Origin of the sequence: Massilia sp. Root418, assembly GCF_001425265.1 — a bacterium.
In the GTDB taxonomy this organism is placed as follows: domain Bacteria; phylum Pseudomonadota; class Gammaproteobacteria; order Burkholderiales; family Burkholderiaceae_D; genus Rugamonas.
On record NZ_LMEC01000001.1, the window covers coordinates 152,513 to 170,538 of the forward strand.

15 protein-coding genes are annotated in these 18,026 nt (G+C 66.9%); 13 read left to right on the plus strand and 2 right to left on the minus strand.

Features of this window, described 5'->3' with window-relative positions; genetic code table 11:
- The first annotated feature begins 6 nt into the window (after positions 1-6).
- The 11 genes from tssA (at position 7) to ASC94_RS00655 (ending at position 12,497) form a co-directional block, all read left to right on the plus strand.
- A complete protein-coding gene (gene tssA / locus ASC94_RS00605) occupies positions 7-1,092 on the plus strand; it encodes a type VI secretion system protein TssA (RefSeq protein WP_200955520.1) in 1,086 nt (361 codons plus the stop codon).
- Positions 1,093-1,149: 57 nt separating this feature from the next.
- Positions 1,150-1,650, plus strand: a complete 501-nt coding sequence (gene tssB / locus ASC94_RS00610; RefSeq protein ID WP_056389239.1) for a type VI secretion system contractile sheath small subunit — start codon at positions 1,150-1,152, stop codon at positions 1,648-1,650.
- 15 nt (positions 1,651-1,665) lie between these two features.
- A complete protein-coding gene (gene tssC, locus ASC94_RS00615; RefSeq protein WP_056389242.1) occupies positions 1,666-3,156 on the plus strand; it encodes a type VI secretion system contractile sheath large subunit in 1,491 nt (496 codons plus the stop codon).
- Positions 3,157-3,211: 55 nt separating this feature from the next.
- Complete coding sequence (locus ASC94_RS00620) at positions 3,212-3,703, plus strand: type VI secretion system tube protein Hcp (RefSeq protein ID WP_056389246.1); 492 nt, start codon at positions 3,212-3,214, stop codon at positions 3,701-3,703.
- Positions 3,704-3,774: 71 nt separating this feature from the next.
- Positions 3,775-4,590 (plus strand): type VI secretion system accessory protein TagJ, encoded by an 816-nt coding sequence (locus ASC94_RS00625; RefSeq protein WP_056389250.1) that lies wholly within the window; start codon positions 3,775-3,777, stop codon positions 4,588-4,590.
- Positions 4,583-5,098 carry a type VI secretion system baseplate subunit TssE gene (gene tssE, locus ASC94_RS00630; RefSeq protein WP_056389252.1) on the plus strand — a complete coding sequence of 172 codons (516 nt, stop codon included), beginning with the start codon at positions 4,583-4,585 and terminating at the stop codon, positions 5,096-5,098. Before ASC94_RS00625 ends, tssE begins: the two co-directional genes overlap by 8 nt.
- Entirely contained in the window at positions 5,095-6,981 is a 1,887-nt protein-coding gene (gene tssF, locus ASC94_RS00635) for a type VI secretion system baseplate subunit TssF (RefSeq protein WP_056389256.1), read from the plus strand. The genes tssE and tssF overlap by 4 nt, the downstream gene beginning before the upstream one ends.
- Entirely contained in the window at positions 6,966-8,012 is a 1,047-nt protein-coding gene (gene tssG / locus ASC94_RS00640) for a type VI secretion system baseplate subunit TssG (RefSeq protein WP_082615980.1), read from the plus strand. The genes tssF and tssG overlap by 16 nt, the downstream gene beginning before the upstream one ends.
- An 11-nt stretch (positions 8,013-8,023) precedes the next feature.
- The gene (tssH, locus tag ASC94_RS00645) at positions 8,024-10,771 is read left to right on the plus strand and encodes a type VI secretion system ATPase TssH (RefSeq protein ID WP_056389259.1); all 2,748 of its coding nucleotides are present in this window, start codon (positions 8,024-8,026) and stop codon (positions 10,769-10,771) included.
- A 15-nt stretch (positions 10,772-10,786) separates the two neighbouring features.
- The gene (locus ASC94_RS00650; protein WP_157201228.1) at positions 10,787-11,656 is read left to right on the plus strand and encodes a hypothetical protein; all 870 of its coding nucleotides are present in this window, start codon (positions 10,787-10,789) and stop codon (positions 11,654-11,656) included.
- A 7-nt stretch (positions 11,657-11,663) separates the two neighbouring features.
- Complete coding sequence (locus ASC94_RS00655) at positions 11,664-12,497, plus strand: hypothetical protein (protein WP_056389265.1); 834 nt, start codon at positions 11,664-11,666, stop codon at positions 12,495-12,497.
- 7 nt (positions 12,498-12,504) lie between these two features.
- Here ASC94_RS00655 and ASC94_RS00660 read toward each other — a convergent pair whose 3' ends face one another.
- Together ASC94_RS00660 and ASC94_RS00665 are read right to left on the minus strand one after the other, a co-directional pair.
- Positions 12,505-13,845, minus strand: coding sequence for a tetratricopeptide repeat protein (locus tag ASC94_RS00660; RefSeq protein WP_056389268.1), 1,341 nt, complete (start codon positions 13,843-13,845; stop codon positions 12,505-12,507).
- A 6-nt stretch (positions 13,846-13,851) separates the two neighbouring features.
- Positions 13,852-15,369 carry a type VI secretion system contractile sheath domain-containing protein gene (locus ASC94_RS00665; protein WP_056389271.1) on the minus strand — a complete coding sequence of 506 codons (1,518 nt, stop codon included), beginning with the start codon at positions 15,367-15,369 and terminating at the stop codon, positions 13,852-13,854.
- Between the two features lie 119 nt (positions 15,370-15,488).
- Here ASC94_RS00665 and ASC94_RS00670 point away from each other — a divergent pair, with 119 nt between their 5' ends.
- Together ASC94_RS00670 and ASC94_RS00675 are read left to right on the plus strand one after the other, a co-directional pair.
- On the plus strand, positions 15,489-15,878 hold the full coding sequence (locus ASC94_RS00670) for a DUF4280 domain-containing protein (RefSeq protein WP_056389274.1): 390 nt from the start codon (positions 15,489-15,491) through the stop codon (positions 15,876-15,878).
- 12 nt (positions 15,879-15,890) lie between these two features.
- Positions 15,891-17,909, plus strand: coding sequence for a type VI secretion system Vgr family protein (locus ASC94_RS00675; RefSeq protein ID WP_056389276.1), 2,019 nt, complete (start codon positions 15,891-15,893; stop codon positions 17,907-17,909).
- Positions 17,910-18,026: the final 117 nt, after the last annotated feature.

Sequence of the window (18,026 nt, forward strand, 5' to 3'; positions counted from 1 at the left end):
GGTGGAGTGGATATAGATTCTTTGCTGGTAGACGTGGAGGCCGATGCGCACTGCGGCCCCAATCTTGAGTACGACCCGGATTTCCTGGAGTTGGAGCAGGCTATCCTGGGCAAGCCGGAAGTGCAGTATGGCGACACCATCACGCCGGCCGTGCCGCCGGAATGGAAGGTAGTCAAGCGCCTGGCCGGCGGCCTGCTGCAGCGCAGCCGCGACCTGCGGCTGGCCGTATCGCTGTCGCGCGCGCTGCTCGCGCTGGAAGGCATGCCCGGCCTGGCCAGCGGCCTGGCGCTGATCGAGCGCCTGCTGGAGCAGCGCTGGGACAGCGTCCATCCCCAGCTCGACCCCGATGACGGCATGGATCCCATGTTGCGCATCAATTCCCTGGCCACCCTGGCCGACAACGGCTTCCTGCGCGAAATCAAAGAAGCGACGCTGCTGATGCTGCCCGGCCTGGGCCCGCTGTCGCTGCGCACGCTGGAGGTGGCGAACGGCGAACTGCCGCCGGCCGAGGGCGAGAGCAAGGTGGAGCTGCATTCGATCGCCGCCGCACTGCAGGACGCCGACCCGGAACGGGTGGCCGCCAGCAGCGCCGGCCTGGCCGCGGCCTGCGAGAGCGCCACCCAGATCGAGCTGATCCTGGTGCGCCAGGTGGGCAGTTCGCAGGCACTGAACCTGGATGCGCTGGTGCGATTGCTGCGGCGCGGCCGCGACTTCTTTGCCGAGCAGGCCGGCGGCGGCGCCGACGGCGCGGCCGCTGACGGCAGCGGCGACGGCGAGGCGGGCGAGGCGGGCGAGAAGGGCGAGAAGGGCGAGGAGGGCGGCAGCGGCAGCGGCAGCGGCAAGGGCGCACGCGCCGCCATCAGCGGCGAGGTCACCAGCCGGGCCGACGTGATCCGCATGCTCGACAAGATCAACAAGTATTACCAGCAGTACGAGCCGTCCAGTCCCGTGCCCCTGCTGCTGGAGCGCGCCAAGCGCCTGGTGCCGAAGAACTTCTTCGAGATCATGGAAGACCTGGCGCCGGACGGCATGACGCAGCTGCTGGTGGTCAGCGGTCCGCGCGAAGAAGAACAGCAACCGAGCGAATATTAAATTCGAGAGTACCAAGGTATCAAACCGGGTCGTTTCTATCACTAGGAGGAGTAAATCGTGGGCAAAGAGAGTAGCCAGAAGTTCATCGCGCGCAACCGCGCGCCGCGCGTGCAGATCGAGTACGACGTGGAAGTCTACGGCGCGGAAAAAAGCGTGCAGCTGCCTTTCGTGATGGGCGTACTGGCCGATTTGTCCGGCCAGCCTGCCGATCCGCTGGCACCGGTGGCGGACCGCAAATTCCTGGAGATCGACGTCGACAACTTCGACGAGCGCCTCAAGTCGATGAAGCCGCGCGTGGCCGTGCAAGTGCCGAACACGCTGACCGGCGAGGGCAACATGGCGGTCGACATGACCTTCGAAAGCATGGAGGACTTCACCCCGGCCGCCGTGGCGCGCAAGGTGGAATCGCTCAACAAGCTGCTCGAAGCGCGCGGCCAGCTGTCCAACCTGCTGACCTATATGGACGGCAAGACCGGCGCCGAGGAACTGATCGGCAAGCTGCTCAACGAGCCGGCCCTGATGCAGGCGCTGACATCGGCACCGAAGCCACAAGAATAATCGACGGAGGAATTGATGGCACAAACCACTGAAGCACAACAAGGCGCCACCGGCACCCTGGAAATGAGCGACTTCGGCAGCTTGCTGCAGAAGGAATTCAAGCCGCAATCGGACAAGGCCAAGGAGGCGGTCGAGAACGCGGTCAAGACCCTGGCCGAGCAGGCGCTGTCGGGCACGAACCTGGTGTCGAACGACGTGCTGGGCACCATCGAGGGCCTGATCGCCGCGCTGGACAAGAAGCTCACCGAGCAGATCAACCTGATCATGCACACCGACGAGTTCCAGAAGCTGGAAGGCGCCTGGCGCGGCCTGCACCACCTGGTCAACAACACCGAGACCGATGAAACGCTGAAGATCCGCGTGATGAACATCTCGAAGAACGACCTGGGCAAGACCCTGAAGAAGTACAAGGGCACGGCGTGGGACCAGAGCCCGATCTTCAAGAAGATGTACGAAGAAGAATTCGGCCAGTTCGGCGGCGAGCCGTTCGGCTCCATCGTGGCCGACTACTACTTCGACAACAGCGCACCGGACGTTGAGCTGCTGGCCGGCATGGCGAAGATCGCCGCCGCCGCGCACGCGCCGCTGATCGCCGCCGCCGCGCCGTCCGTCATGCTGATGGAATCGTGGCAGGAACTGTCCAACCCGCGCGACCTGACCAAGATCTTCCAGACCCCGGAGCACGCCGCCTGGCGCTCGTTCCGCGAGTCCGAAGACGCGCGCTACGTGGGCCTGGCCATGCCGCGCTTCCTGGCGCGCCAGCCCTACGGCGCCAAGACCGATCCGGTGGAAGCGTTCGACTTCGAGGAAGATACCTCGGCCGCCGGCAGCAAGAACTACACCTGGGCCAACGCGGCCTACGCCATGGCGGTCAACATCAACCGCTCCTTCAAGGAATACGGCTGGTGCTCGCGCATCCGCGGCATCGAGTCCGGCGGCGCGGTGGAAGGCCTGCCGGTGCACAGCTTCCCGACCGACGACGGCGGCGTGGCCATGCAGTGCCCGACCGAGATCGCCATCTCGGACCGCCGCGAGGCGGAGCTGGCAGCCAACGGCTTCATGCCGCTGGTGCACAAGAAGAACACCGACTTCGCCGCCTTCATCGGCGCGCAGTCGCTGCACAAGCCGGCCGAATACGACGACCCGGACGCCACCGCCAACGCCAACCTGGGCGCGCGCCTGCCGTACCTGTTCGCCACCTGCCGCTTTGCGCACTACCTGAAATGCATCGTGCGTGACAAGATCGGTTCCTTCAAAGGGCGCGATGAGATGGAACGCTGGCTGAGCAACTGGATCAACCGTTACGTCGACGGCGATCCGGCCAACTCCAGCGAAGGGACCAAGGCGATGAAGCCGCTGTCGGCGGCCGAGGTGATCCTTGAGGAAGTCGAAGGCAATCCGGGCTACTACACCTCCAAGTTCTTCCTGCGTCCGCACTACCAGCTGGAAGGCCTGACCGTGTCGCTGCGGCTGGTGTCCAAGCTGCCGTCGGCCAAGGGCGGCTAAGTTCAAGCATAGTAAAAAATAGATTCATTCTGTCCACACACACTAGGAGAATAAAATGGCAGTAGACATGTTCCTCAATCTGGGCGACACCATCAAGGGCGAAACCCAGGACAAAGCCCAGAAAGCAGCTGGCGATATCGACGTGCTGGCATGGAGCTGGGGTGCTTCGAACTCCGGTTCCTTCCACGCCGGCGGCGGCGGCGGCGCGGGCAAGGCCAACTTCCAGGACATCTCGATCACCAAGTACCTGGACAAGGCTTCGCCGGCGCTGCTGATCGCGCTGGCCAAAGGCTCGCACATCCCGGTGGCCAAGCTGCTGGTGCGCAAAGCCGGCGAGGGACAGCAGAAGTACCTGGAACTGACCATGACCAAGGTGCTGGTCACCTCGGTGTCGACCGGCGGCAGCGGCGGTGAAGACCGCCTGACCGAGAACGTCAGCCTGAACTTCGCCGAAGTGAAGTTCGAGTACTTCCTGCAGAACGAAAAAGGCGTCACCGCTTCGGGCGGCGTGTTCAACTGGGACATCGCAGCCAACGCTTCGAAGTAATGGCAAGCTGCCGGGGCCTCCGGGCCCCGGCATTTTCATTGTTCCTTTCTGTCTTATCCCCGGGGTTCCTTATGGACGCGCAACAGCTTATTTCTCAAGGCCAGCTTGGCGCCGCGCTCAGCGCGCTGCAGGACCAGATCCGTAAAGACCCGTCGAACGCGAAATACCGCACCTTTCTGTTCCAGCTGCTCTGCGTGCAGGGCCAGTGGAACCGCGCACTGACGCAACTGAACGTGGCCGCCGAGCTGGATGCGGCCACCTTGCCGATGGCGCAAACCTACCGCGAAGCGATCCAGTGCGAGGCGCTGCGCGATGAAATCTTTGCCGGCAAACGCCTGCCGGTGGTGTTCGGCGAACCGGTGGCGTGGATCGCGCTGGTGGCCGAGGCGCTCAAGCTGGAAGGCGAGGGCAATGCCGCCGCCGGCGCCCTGGCCCGCGCGCGCGCCTTCGAGGATGCGCCCGCCACGGCCGGCCGCATCAACGGCGAAGCCTTCGAGTGGCTGGCCGATGCCGACGCGCGCATCGGGCCGGTACTGGAGGTGATCATGAACGGGCGCTACATCTGGGTGCCGGTGCAGCACGTGAGCCGCATCGACATCGAAGCGCCGGCCGACCTGCGCGACAAGGTGTGGATGCCGGCCACCTTCACCTGGACCAACGGCGCCAGCACCGTTGGCCTGATCCCCACCCGCTACGCAGGCACCGTGCAGGCCGCCGCCGCGGACGCGGGCCTGCAGCCTGATCTTCAGGCCGGGCTGCTGCTGGCACGCCGCACCGAATGGGGCGAACAGGGCGTGGGCCTGGGACAGCGCATGTTCGCCACCGACACGGCCGACTACGCGCTGATGGACGTGCGCAGCATCGAATTCAACGGCGGCAATGGCTGAACTGGCGCCACGCGAGCGGCTCCAGCCATCCCTGCTGGACCGCCTGACCGACGACGAGCCCGAAAGCAGCGTGGAATCGCGCGAACGGCGCGTGCTGTCGCTGCGCACCCTGCGCGAGAGCGTGCTGCGCGACCTGGCCTGGCTGCTCAACACCACCAATCTGCTGTCCGTCACCGACCATCCCCGGCTGCCCTACGTGGCCAACTCGGTGCTGAACTACGGCATGCCGGATATTTCCGGCATCTCCGTGGCGGGCATGAACCTGACCGACCTGGAACGCGGCATCCGCCAGGCCATCTGGGACTTCGAGCCGCGCCTGATACGCGCCTCGGTCAGCGTGAAGGCCGTGCCGGCGGAATCGGACCGCAACACCATCATGTTTGAAATAGAAGGCGATATGTGGGCCCAGCCTTATCCTGAGCGGCTGTACCTGAAAACGGAGCTGGACGTGGACCGCGCCAGCATCCGCGTCACCGAACACGCCGGCGGCAAGGGGCCCGCCGCATGAACCCGCGCCTGCTGCGTTATTACAGCCAGGAGCTGCAACACCTGCGCGAAGTGGGCGGCGAGTTCGCCCAGGAATATCCCAAGATCGCCGGCCGGCTCGGGCTGGAAGGCTTCGACTGCGCCGACCCCTATGTGGAGCGGCTGCTGGAAGGCTTCAGCTTCCTGGCCGCGCGCGTGCAGATGAAGATCGACGGGGAATTCCCGCGCTTCACGCAGCACATGTCCGAGCTGGTGTATCCGCACTTCCTGGCGCCCACGCCGTCCATGGCGGTGGTGCAGCTGCAGCCGGACCTGGGCAATCCCTCGCTGAAGCAGGGCTACCTGGTGCCGCGCGGGACCGCCATGCGCAGCGTGCTGGGCAAGGGCGACACCACCGCATGCGAATACCGCACCGCGCACGATGTGACCATGTGGCCGGTGGAACTGGTGGAAGCGAAATTCTTCACGCACAGCGGCGCGCTGGCCGGCGCCGGTGCGGGCGCGGGCGCGGGCGCAGTCACGCTGCCGCCCGGCGTGAAAGCCGGCATCCGGCTGAAACTGCGCACGGCGGGCGGCGTGCCGTTCCGCGCCTTGCCGCTGGACCGGCTGGCGCTGAACCTGCGCGGCAGCGACGAAATGCCGGTGAAGATCTACGAGCGCATCCTGGGCAGCGTGGAAGGCGTGCTGGTGGCGTCGGCCGGCGCCAGTACGCTGCTGCCGAAAAGCGCAGTCGCGCCGCTCGGCTACAGCGAGGACGAGGCACTGCTGCCGAGCGGGCGCCGCACCTTCCAGGGCTACCGGCTGCTGCAGGAGTATTTCGCCTTCCCGCAGCGCTTCCAGTTCGTGGAACTGCGCGCCCTGCAGCAGGCGCTGGGCCGCTGCGCCGAGACCGAGGTCGAGCTGGTGATCCTGCTCAACAAGGGCGACGCGCAGCTGGAGCAGATGCTGGACGCGTCGAACTTCGCGCTCAACTGCACGCCAGCCATCAACCTGTTCCAGCGCCGCGCCGACCGCATCAACGTCAGCGGCGACGAGTTCGAGTACCACGTGCTGGTGGACCGCACGCGGCCGATGGATTTCGAGGTGTTCCAGGTGGACGAGGTGACCGGCTACGGCAGCGGCCCGAACGCCGAGCAGGCCTTCCGCCCGTTCTATACCGCCAAGGACATCGGCGGCCTGCACCAGGAGAAGGCCTTCTATCACGTGCGGCGCGAACCGCGCATGATCTCGCAGCGCCAGCGCAAGGTGGGGCCGCGCTCCAGCTATATCGGCAGCGAGACCTTCATCTCCATCGTGGACGCGGCCGAAGCGCCGTACCGCAGCGACCTGCGCCAGCTTGGCCTGACCGTGTGGTGCACCAACCGCGACCTGCCGCTGTCCATGCCGCTGGGCGTGGGCAAGACCGACTTCATCCTCGATTCCGGCGCGCCCGTCACGGCGGTGCGCTGCCTGGCCGGCCCCAGCCAGCCGCATGCCTCCTTTGCCGAGGGCGCGGTGGCCTGGCGGCTGCTGAACCATCTGTCGCTGAACTATCTCTCGCTGACCGACAGCGATCCGCGCCAGGGCGCCGTGGCGCTGCGCGAAATGCTGTCGCTGTACTGCCATCCGGGGGACTTGAACGGCCAGCGCCAGATCGAGGGCGTGCAATCGATCAGCACCTCCAGCATCACGCGCCGCATGCCGTCGCCCGGCCCCATCACCTTCGGGCGCGGCCTGCAGGTGACGGTAACGCTGGACGACGCGGCCTTCGAAGGCACCGGCGCCTTCCTGCTGGGCGGCGTGCTGGCGCAGTTCTTCGCGCAGTACGTGTCCATCAATTCCTTCACCGAGACCGTGGTGCGCACCGTGGGCCGCGGCGAAATCATGCGCTGGCCGGCCAAGGGAGGCGCATGCGCGATCCTGTAGCAACCGAGCTGGAACTGGAGCGCCAGGCTGCGCGCATGGACTTCTTCCAGGTGCTGCGGCTGATAGAGAACGCGCACCCGGAGCTGCCGCGCATCGGCGCCTCGCTGCGCCCGCGCGACGACGCGGTGCGCTTCGGCCAGGACCCGTCGCTGAGCTTCCATCCAGGCGCGCTGGGCCAGTTCCTGCGCGCCGGCTCGGGCGGCGAAGCCGGGGAACGCTCGCAGCGGCGCGCGCGGCTGGCGGTGAACTTCTTCGGCCTGCTGGGCGCCAACGGCCCGCTGCCCACCCATTTCACCGAGTACACGCGCGACCGCCTGCGCAGCGGCGGGGATGGCACCCTGCTGGCCTTTTTCGACGTGTTCCACCACCGCATGCTGTCGCTGTTCTACCGCGCCCGCGCGCAGGCGGAACCGGCCATCAACCTGGACCGCGAGGAGAGCGACCGCTTTGCGGAATTCGTCGGCAGCCTGTTCGGTATCGGCGCGCCCGGCCTGCGCCAGCGCGACGAGATCGGCGACTTCGCCAAGCTGCACTTCGCCGGCCTGCTGGCCAACAATGCGCGGCCCGCGTCCGGCCTGGTGTCCATCCTGCGCGAGTACTTCAGGCTGCCGGTGGCGGTGGAGCAGTTCACCGGGCACTGGATGCGGCTGCCGGTGGAAATCCAGTCGCGCATCGGCCGCAACGAGGACGGCAACCGGCTGGGCGTGTCCACGGTGCTAGGCTGCAAAGTGTGGGACTGCCAGAACAAATTCCGCATTGTCATCGGCCCCATGGGCTTTGCCGATTATGAACGCATGCTGCCCGGCGGCGACAGCATGAAGCGCCTGCTGGCCTGGGTGCGCAACTACGCCGGCACGGCCCTGGACTGGGATGTGCGCCTGATATTGAAAAAAGAAGAAACCCCGCCGTTGCGGCTGGGCGCCGTGGCCGGCAGCGGCTTGCGGCTGGGCTGGAACACCTGGCCCGCCGGCGCCGCGCCCGACCGCAACCCGGACCAATTGCTCATCAACCCAAGCGCCCATGCGGGCTAAGGAAAATCACCATGGCAGAAATCAGTCGCGTCGCCCTGTTCGGGAAATTGAACTCGCTGTGCTACCGCGCCATCGAAAGCAGCACCGTGTTCTGCAAGCTGCGGGGCAATCCCTACGTGGAACTGGTGCACTGGATGCACCAGATCCTGCAGCTGCAGGACTCCGACCTGCTGCGCCTCGTCAAGCACTATGAACTGGACGCGGCCGGCCTGGCGCGCGACCTGACGGCGGCGCTGGACCGCCTGCCGCGCGGTTCCACCTCCGGCATCGACCTGTCCTCGCAGCTGGAGGAAGCGGTGGAGCGAGCCTGGGTGTACGGCACCCTGATGTTTGGGGAATCGCAGATCCGTTCCGGCCACATCGTGGTGGGCATGCTGAAGACCTCCAGCCTGCGCAACGCGCTGTACGGCATGTCCGCCCAGTTCCAGAAAATCAAGGGCGACGACCTGAGCGAAAAATTCGCCAGCCTGCTGAAGGAATCCCCGGAAGCGCAGATGGCGGCCACCGACGGCTTCCAGGCCACCGGTGCGGCCGGCGCCGCGCCGGGCGAGGCCTCGGGCGCCATCGCGCCCGCCGCCATGGGCAAGCAGGAAGCGCTGAAAAAATTCACCGTGGACCTGACCGAACAGGCCCGCAGCGGCAAGATGGATCCCATCGTGGGCCGCGACGACGAGATCCGCCAGGTGGTCGACATCCTGATGCGCCGCCGCCAGAACAATCCCATCCTGGTGGGCGAGGCCGGCGTCGGCAAGACCGCCGTGGTGGAAGGCTTCGCGCAGCGCATCGCGCGCGGCGACGTGCCGCCCAGCCTGAAGGACGTGCAGCTGCTGACCCTGGACGTGGGCCTGCTGCAGGCCGGCGCCAGCATGAAGGGCGAATTCGAGCAGCGCCTGCGCTCGGTGATCGATGAAGTGCAGGGCAGCCCGAAACCCATCATCCTGTTCATCGACGAAACGCATACCCTGGTGGGCGCGGGCGGCGCGGCCGGCACAGGCGACGCGGCCAACCTGCTCAAGCCTGCGCTGGCGCGCGGGACCTTGCGCACCATCGGCGCCACCACGTTTGCCGAATACAAGAAGCATATCGAGAAAGACCCGGCGCTGACCCGCCGCTTCCAGACCGTGCAGGTGGACGAGCCGAGCGAGGAACGCGCCATCCTGATGATGCGCGGCGTGGCCTCCACCATGGAAAAGCACCACAAGGTACAGATCCTGGACGAGGCGCTGGAAGCCGCCGTCAAGCTGTCGCACCGCTACATTCCGGCGCGCCAGTTGCCGGACAAGTCGGTGAGCCTGCTGGACACGGCCTGCGCGCGCGTGGCGGTGAGCCTGCACGCCACGCCGGCGGAAGTGGACGACAGCCGCAAGCGCATCGAAGCGCTGGAGACTGAACTGGGCATCATCGGCCGCGAAAGCGCCATCGGCATCGACATCGGCAAGCGCAAGACCGAAGCGGACGACCTGCTGGGCGTGGAGCGCGAACGGCTGGCCGGCCTGGAGTCGCGCTGGAACGCCGAGCGCGCGCTGGTGGATGAACTGCTGGCTTTGCGCGCCAGGCTGCGCGACGGCGTGCATCCGGTGGAAGGCACCGGCAGCCGCCTGGAGGCCGGCGCGGAAGCCGAAGTCGCCGCCGGCGCTGCGGTGCAGCCGTCCGCCATTTCCGCCGAGGAGCGTGCCGCGCTGATGGAGCAGCTGCGCGCCGTGCAGGCCAAGCTGACCGAGCTGCAGGGCGAGTCCCCGCTGATCCTGCCGACCGTGGACTACCAGGCGGTGGCGGCGGTGGTGGGCGACTGGACCGGCATCCCGGTCGGCCGCATGGCCAAGAACGAGATGGAAACCATCCTCAAGGTGGCGTCGCTGCTGAGCCAGCGCGTGATCGGCCAGGACCACGCGATGGAGATGATCGCCAAGCGCATCCAGACCTCGCGCGCGGGGCTGGACAACCCGAGCAAGCCGATCGGCGTGTTCATGCTGGCCGGTACGTCGGGCGTGGGCAAGACCGAAACCGCGCTGGCCCTGGCCGAAGCGCTGTATGGCGGCGAGCAGAATCTGATCACCATCAACATGAGCGAGTACCAGGAGGCGCACACCGTCTCCACGCTGAAAGGCGCGCCGCCCGGCTACGTGGGCTACGGCGAAGGCGGCGTGCTGACCGAAGCGGTGCGCCGCAAGCCGTACTCGGTGGTGCTGCTGGACGAAGTGGAGAAGGCCCACCCGGACGTGCACGAGATGTTCTTCCAGGTGTTCGACAAGGGCTTCATGGAGGACGGCGAGGGCCGCTTCATCGACTTCAAGAACACCCTGATCATCCTCACCACCAACGCCGGCACCGATCTGATCGCGGGCCTGTGCAAGGATCCGGACCTGATGCCCGATCCGGACGGCATGGCCAAGGCGCTGCGCGCGCCGATGCTGAAGGTGTTCCCGCCGGCGCTGCTGGGCCGCATCGTCACCATCCCGTATTACCCGCTGTCGGACCAGATGCTGGGCCAGATCGTCAAGCTGCAGCTGAACCGTATCAAGAAGCGCGTCGAGGCGCGCTACAAGATCCCGTTCGACTACACCGGGGAAGTGGTCAAGCTGGTGGTGTCGCGCTGCACCGAGGGCGAGTCCGGCGGCCGCATGATCGACGCCATCCTGACCAACACCATGCTGCCCGATATCAGCCGCGAGTTCCTGAACCGGATGATGCAGGGCGATCCGATCGCCGGTGTACAGGTAGCCGTCAAGGACGGCGAGTTTGCGTACAGCTTTGCATAAAGAAGGACAACAGCCATGATGGAAAACACACCCGTAGGGGGCGGCTCCGAAGAGAAGTGGGCGTATCACCTGACACCGCGCATGTACGCGCAGAAGATCAAGGAGAAGGGCCTGGTATCCATGAAGGTGCGCGTCGGCCTGGCGGTCGCCAGCCCGTACGGCGCCTTTGTAAAGGACCGCACCAAGAACGAACCCAGGGAGCGCTTCAGCCGCCTCAAGGTGGATGTCGCCTATCTGCTCTTCCTGGGTGCGAAGCCGGAAGAGATCCTGTCGGGCGCGTTGAACGACCAGCCGCTGGTCGGCTATGCGCCGGGCGGCATCGACCCGTCCGCCGACCGGCTGGCGCTGGACGCGGCTGCCGAAAAGGCGCTGCTGCGCTTTAAGGAGGCGCTGCCTTCGATCCGGCTGGCGCCGGCCAAGGAGCGCGCGGGGACTTTCTTCGGTTTGACGCGGGCCAAGGAGACGCTTCAGCTGGTAGAGAAGCTGCAGGGCGTGAAGAGCCATTACCTGACACGCTTGTCCGTGCAGTTTGTGCACTACTATTACCGCATCGAGGAGCTGCAGACCTCGACCCATGTATACTTTTCGAAGCCGCAGGACGCGGTGTCGATGTATCAGAAATACAAGGCGCACCTGGGCGCAAGCAATCCGCTGGTGGTGCTGCGCGTAAAGCTCGATACGGTGGCGTGGCTGGAAGACCTGGCCGACGGTGGCGCGATCAAGATCAAGGACGGAGTGGCGCCAGCGCTGCTGGAGATCATGGAAAGCCACGACAATTTCGCCAACGCGGATTTCCGCACCGCGCCCAAGAACTGGAAGCCGCTGGCCGACTTTGCGCCGCCGCCCGCGCGCGCGCCGCGCCCGCGCAACGGCTACGTCTGGTAGGGCGCTGATGCCGCTTATCCTGCTGCTCAAGCTGTTCCTGGTTCCCGCCCTGATCTACGCCGTCACCCTGGTGGGGCGCAGGTGGGGGGCTGGCGTGGCGGGATGGATGTCGGCGTTTCCCATCGTGTCCGGCCCCATCCTGCTGACGGTGACGCTGGAGCAGGGCGCCGGATTTGCAGCCCGCGCCGCCGAGGGCACGCTGCTGGCGGTGGTGGCCATCCTGGTATTCAGCATCGCCTACGCCTGGGCGGCGGAGCGCTGCGGCGTGGTGTTGTCCATGCTGTTCGCGCTGCTGGCCTGGGGGCTCGCCGTGGCCGGCCTGCAGGCGCTGCATCTGCCGCTGGCCGCGTGCTTCGCCTTGGTGGTGGCGGCTTTGCTGGTGTCGCCGAAGCTGTTTCCCGCGTTGCGGGCCGGCGGATCTCCCGCCGCCGCCCCCGCGCCCGCGAACGACCTGCCGTGGCGCATGCTGGCCGGCGCGCTGCTGGTGCTGGCCGTGAGCTACGGCGCCGCCGCCATGGGCGCGCGCCTGAGCGGTTTCTTTGCCATGTTTCCGTTGATGAGCACCGTGCTGGTGGGGTTCTCGCATGTCCGTTCCGGCCGCGCGTTTGCGGTGGCGCTGCTGCGCGGCATGGTGTTCGGCTATTTTGCTTTCGCCACGTTCTGCCTGGTGCTGGCCCTGCAGCTGCGCGAGGGGGCGGTAGCGGCCGCATTCGGCGCCGCCTTCGCGTGCGCGCTGGCGGTGCAGCTGGCTGTCAAGCGGCTGATGGCCAGGGGCGCATCGCCGGCCGCCGCCGCAGGCCCGGCGCGCCCTGCGGGCAGCGGCGTCCGCGCAGGAAAATAGGCCGCCGCTAGCCGGCCTTGCGCGCGCCGACCAGCAAGCCGGCGACCGGCTTGCTGGCTTCCTGGCGCAGGGTGACGCGGCGCAGCCCGCGCACCTCCAGCCCGGCCGCTGCCAGCATGGCGCGCACATAGGCTTCCGTGTGGCTGTAGCGTCCATGCGGATGCAGCAGGAACTGCGGCGCGGCTGCGCCCTCCACCGTTTCTTCCAGCGTGAACACCAGGTGGCCACCTGCCCGCAGCGAGGCGCCCGCCGCCGGGATCACGGCGTCCAGCGCGCCGAAATAGCACAGCGTGTCGGCCGACACCACCAGGTCGTACGCGGCCGGGTGGCCGGACAGCCAGGCGGTCAGCTCCGCTTCATGCAGCTTGTCGTAGCCGCCGCGCCGGCCGGCCTTGGCCAGCATGCCGGCCGACAGGTCCACGCCTTCCAGCAAGCGTGCGTAAGGCCTTAGCAGCGGGCCGCACAGGCCGGTGCCGCAGCCGGCGTCCAGCACGTCTAGCGCGGGGGCGGCGCCGGCATGGCGGGCGTCCCCCAGCAGGGCCGCCACCAGCTCGCCGCACATGGCTGGCGCGCAGTAGCCCAGCCGGGCCAGCACTTCGTCGAAACTGTCGGCAAAGCGGTCAAATACGGTCTGGACGTAGGAGTCCGAGGCGCGCCCGGGCGCGGCCGCACCCTGGCAGGCCGCGATGTGGTGCTGGACCACGGGATTGTCGGGATCGATCTTCTCCCACTGGCGGTAGACCTCCAGCGCCTCTTCGTGGCGCTGCTGCGACACCAGCGCGCGCGCCAGGCTGCGGTAGATGTCCGGATTATCCGGCGACAGCAGCACCGCGTTGCGGTAAGCGCTCAGCGCTTCGTTGAAATCGCCGGTTTTCTTGAGCACATTGCCCAGGTTGATCCAGCCTTGCGCGAACTGGGGCGAGAGTTCGATGGCGCGGCGGTAGGCGGCCGCCGCCTCGTCCAGCCTGTCCTGCGCGCGCAGCACCACCCCCAGGTTGTTGTGGGCCAGCACGAAGTCCGGCCGCGCCGCGATCACTGCGCGGTAGGAATGCTCGGCGTCCGCGTGGCGGCCCATTTCCTTCTGCACGTTGCCCAGGTTGTTGCGCGCGTCCACGTAGCCGGGGGCCGCCTGCAGCGCGCGCTCGATCAGATTGACGGCCCCTTCGTGGTTGCCCATCTGGTGCTGCGCCACACCCATGTAGTGGAGCGCGTCCGGGTGCGTGGGGGCGACCTGCAGGATGGCTTCGTAGTGCTGCGCGGCCAGGCGCGGCTTGCCTTCGCGGTGTACCGCCACGGCCAGCTGCAGCGCGTCGTCCAGGGAGATTTTTTGACTGTTCTTTTTCTTCATGCGTGATCAGGAATTCCAGGCGCCGGACAATGCCCGCGCGGGGTGCGAGAGGGACTGGCAGCGCAGCAGGCGCGCGGCGTTGCGGTTCTTGAAGCTGAGCAGCGGCATCAGCCCGAGGTCCAGCAGCGCCGTGCCGGCGCGCTCGGACAGGTAGGCTTCGGCGCAGGCTTGCATGTGGGCTTCGCCGTCGCGCCGCACGGTATGGGCGGGCAGGTCGTCCAGGTCCTGCACGTCGCCGGGGACCATGTCCCAGGCGCTGTCTTCGAAGGCGCGGCCCAGCAGCAGGGCCACGGCCAGGCTGGCGTGGCCCCACAGGTAGTCTTCGTGCGCGTGGCCGCTGCCGGCTTCCTCGAACGCGAATTGTTCGATGCTGTCGGTGGCCTTGCCGTAGGGCAGGCGCAGCAGCACGCGCGGCAGCGCCAGTCCCAGCCAGGCGGCCTGCGGACTGGCGCGCAGCGCTTGCCAGCGCGCGGCGGCGGCCGGCTCCGGCGCCTGCCATCCGGAGGCGTCCGGCGTGGCGGCCAGGGAGGCGGCGCCGGCCAGCGCGTCGGCGGCGTTGGCGATGAAGGGCGCTTGCGCGCGGGCGGCCAGCGCCCCCAGTGCGGCCAGCAGGCCGGTGTCGTCCTCGCCGGGGCCGAAGGTGTAGGCGCCGCACAGCACCGACCAGGGCGCGGCGTCGGCGCCGCGGCGCGGCTGCTCGACCAGCAGCCGGTACAGCGCGCCGGCTTCCGGATCGCCTGCGGCCGCGTCGATATCGGCTTGCAAGGCGGCTTTGCCGGCGTCGAGGATGTAGAGCTGCAGATCCTCGCCCAGTTCCAGCCCGGTCACCAGCTGGTGCAGGCCGCGCCACAGCGCTTCCAGTGCCTGGAAGCCGGGCGCGTGCAGCACCGCGCGCATGCGCTGGCCGATCACTGCGTCCACGGCGGCCACGTACTCGGGCTGGCGCGGGTCCGGGCCGGGCGGCATGGCGCCCACGATCTGGCGGATCAGCTGGTCGATGGCGGGCACCCCGGCCGGAGCGGCGGCCTGTCGCACCGGCCCGCCGAGCAGGCTGGCGAAATCGCCGGCCGGGGTGGTCGCAGACGCGCCTGCGGGCGCCGCACCGGGCCCGGCATCCGTGCCGGATGGGCCGGCAGCGCCGTGCGGTGCGCCCGATTGCAGCGCGGCGGCAGCATCGGCGAAGGTGGCGGGATCGCGCAGGCGCTGCCGCTGGCTGCGCAACGCCGCGAAGGCGTCGGATTTTAGATACAGCTGGTCCGGATGGAAGTCATCCAGTTGGCGGAAATTGAAGCTGTATGCGGTGCCGTCCAGTGCGACTTGTACGCTGGGTGCAAGTTGCGCAAGCACTTGCTCGATATTGTCGATATCCACCCGGCGCGGCGCGCCCGGCGCGGCGCCGGCACCGCCGGCCGTGCGGCCGCTGAAATCGCCCATCACCAGGATGCGCATGGGCCGGCCGTCTTCGCCCGCCTGGCGTGGCTCGGCGGCGGCAAAGCCGAATTCAAATGTCAGCGATGTGGCCATGACTGTCCCTCGTCGATATGCAATGGTATGCGGTGTGGTGTGCGGTGGTGATGCGCAGCTTATCCTAAAACCTTACCTTTAAGACAGTTTTTTCAGTCATAATAGCTGTAGGAGGGCATATGCCAAATCAGGTTGTGATGGGAGCGATGATGACGTGCACGTTCGGCGCTGCGCCGTCGTCGCTGGTCGTGCTCCCGTCGAACAAGGTGCTTGCCGAAGGACCGCCCGCGGCCAATATCATGGACCACAAACCCATGGTGAACATCATGCCTTTCGGCGTGTGCAATTCGATGGCCAACCCCACGGTGGCCGCCGCCACGGCCGCCGCGCTGGGCGTGCTCACGCCCATGCCCTGCATCCCGATGACGTCCGCGCCCTGGGTGCCCGGCGCGCCGACGGTGCTGATCGCGAACATGCCGGCGCTGGACAACGTCTCCAAGTGCCTGTGCAACTGGGGCGGCGTGATCGCCTTCAGCAACGCCGGCACCACCAAAACCATGATTCCCTGATTCCAAGCCGTTATGCCAGTTACGCAAGCCAACCGTGAAGTGAATGTTACCAGTGCCCTGGCCGACGACGTCCTGCTGTTCGACCGCATGAGCGGCAGCGAGCGCCTGGGGCAGTTGTCGGAATTCCGGGTGCAGCTGCTGAGCACCAAGCCGGATCTGAAGATCGCCGACGTGCTGGGCCAGCCCATGGGCGTGCACCTGAACCTGCCTGGCGGGGCGGTGCGCCATTTTCACGGCATCGTCACGCGTTTTGCCAGCACCGGCTGGCAGGGCAGCCTGGCGCGCTATGAAGCGACCGTGCATCCGGGGCTGTGGCTGCTCACGCGGGCCTCGAACTGCCGCATTTTCCAGGACAAGAGCGTGATCGACATCGTCAAGGCGGTGTGCCAGGACGCGTCCTATGGCGGCGCCATCGACCTGAACGTGGGTGCGCTGAGCGGCACCTACGAGGCGCTGCCGTATTGCGTGCAGTACCGCGAGACCGATTTCAACTTCGTCTGCCGCCTGCTGGAGAACGCCGGGATCTACTTCTACTTCACGCACGCGGCCGGCAAGCACACCATGGTGCTGGCCGATTCCTACGGCGCGCACGAAGCGCTGCCGGGTTATGCCAGCGTGGAGTTTTCCGGCGAGGAGGGGCGCCGCATCGTGGACCAGGAAGCCGTGTATGGCTGGGCTGCGGCCGGTACCATCCAGGCCAGCAGCTATTCGCTGAACGACTTCGACTTTGAAAAGACCGCCTCCAGCACGGCCGGCGGGCTGGTCGTGAAGTCCACCGTGGCGGCGGCCTTCGGCCAGCAGGCCTACGAAATGTACGACTATCCCGGCCTGTACACGGTGGCCGCCACCGGCACCGCGCTGGCGCGGGGCCGCATGGAAGGCCTGCATGGGCAGTGCGAAGAGATTGCGGCGGATACCAACGCGCGCGGCCTGTTCCCCGGCGGCCTGTTCAAACTGAAGAACCATCCGCGCGAAGACCAGAACCGCGAATACCTTGTGACCGGCGCGCAGTACGAGATCGTCGGCGACGACTACGCCAGCGGCGGCGAAACGCCGCTGGACTTCCGCTGCGTGTTCCACGCCACCGGCAAGGAGCACAGCTACCGCGCGCCGCGCACGGCGCTCAAGCCGGTGGTGCAGGGGCCGCAGACGGCCATGGTGGTGGGCAAGGCGGGCGAGGAAATCTGGACCGACAAGTATGGCCGCATCAAGGTGCAGTTCCACTGGGACCGCGACGGCAAGGAAGACGAACTCAGTTCCTGCTGGGTGCGGGTGCAGCAGAGCTGGGCCGGCGCGGGCTGGGGCAGCATCTTCATTCCGCGCATCGGCATGGAAGTGGTGGTGAGCTTCCTGGAGGGCGACCCGGACCGGCCGCTGGTGACCGGCTGCGTCTACAACAGCGACGCGATGCCGCCGTATGCGCTGCCGGCCGAACAGACCAAGTCCACCGTCAAGACCAACACCTCCAAGGGAGGCGGCGGCTACAACGAGATCCGCTTCGAGGACAAGAAGGACGCGGAGGAGATCTACGTGCAGGCGGAGAAGGACTACAACCGCGTGGTGAAGAACAACGACACGCTGAAAGTCGGCTTCGAGAAGAAGGACAAGGGCGACCAGACCATCCAGATCAAGAACGACCGCAGCCTGGACGTGGGCCACGACCACAAGGAGCACGTGGTGAACGACCACACGGTGACGGTCGACCATGACCAGATCATCACCGTGACCAACGACCAGAGCCTGAAGGTGGACAATAACCAGACCGTCAAGATTGCGGTCGACCAGAAGCTGGACGTGGGCGGCAACCAGGCCACGGCCATCAAGGGCGACCAGAAAGTGACCGTGTCCAAGACCATCGTCATCGAGGCCACCACGTCGATCGAGCTGAAAGTGGGCGGCACCAGTATCAAGATGGAACCGGCCAAGATCACCATCAAGTCGCCGGAGGTGAAGGTGGAGGCCGACGGCATGGCCACCCTGAAGGCCGGTGGCATCATGACGATAGGCGGCTCCCTGGTGAAAATCAACTGAGGCGGCCGATTGTGCTTTACGCAAGCGGGACCTTATAATGACCCGCCACGCCCTTCGATAGACCAACTAGCAGCCATAGCGAGCCGATGTTTTTAACTCTGCGGATCCAGTCATACA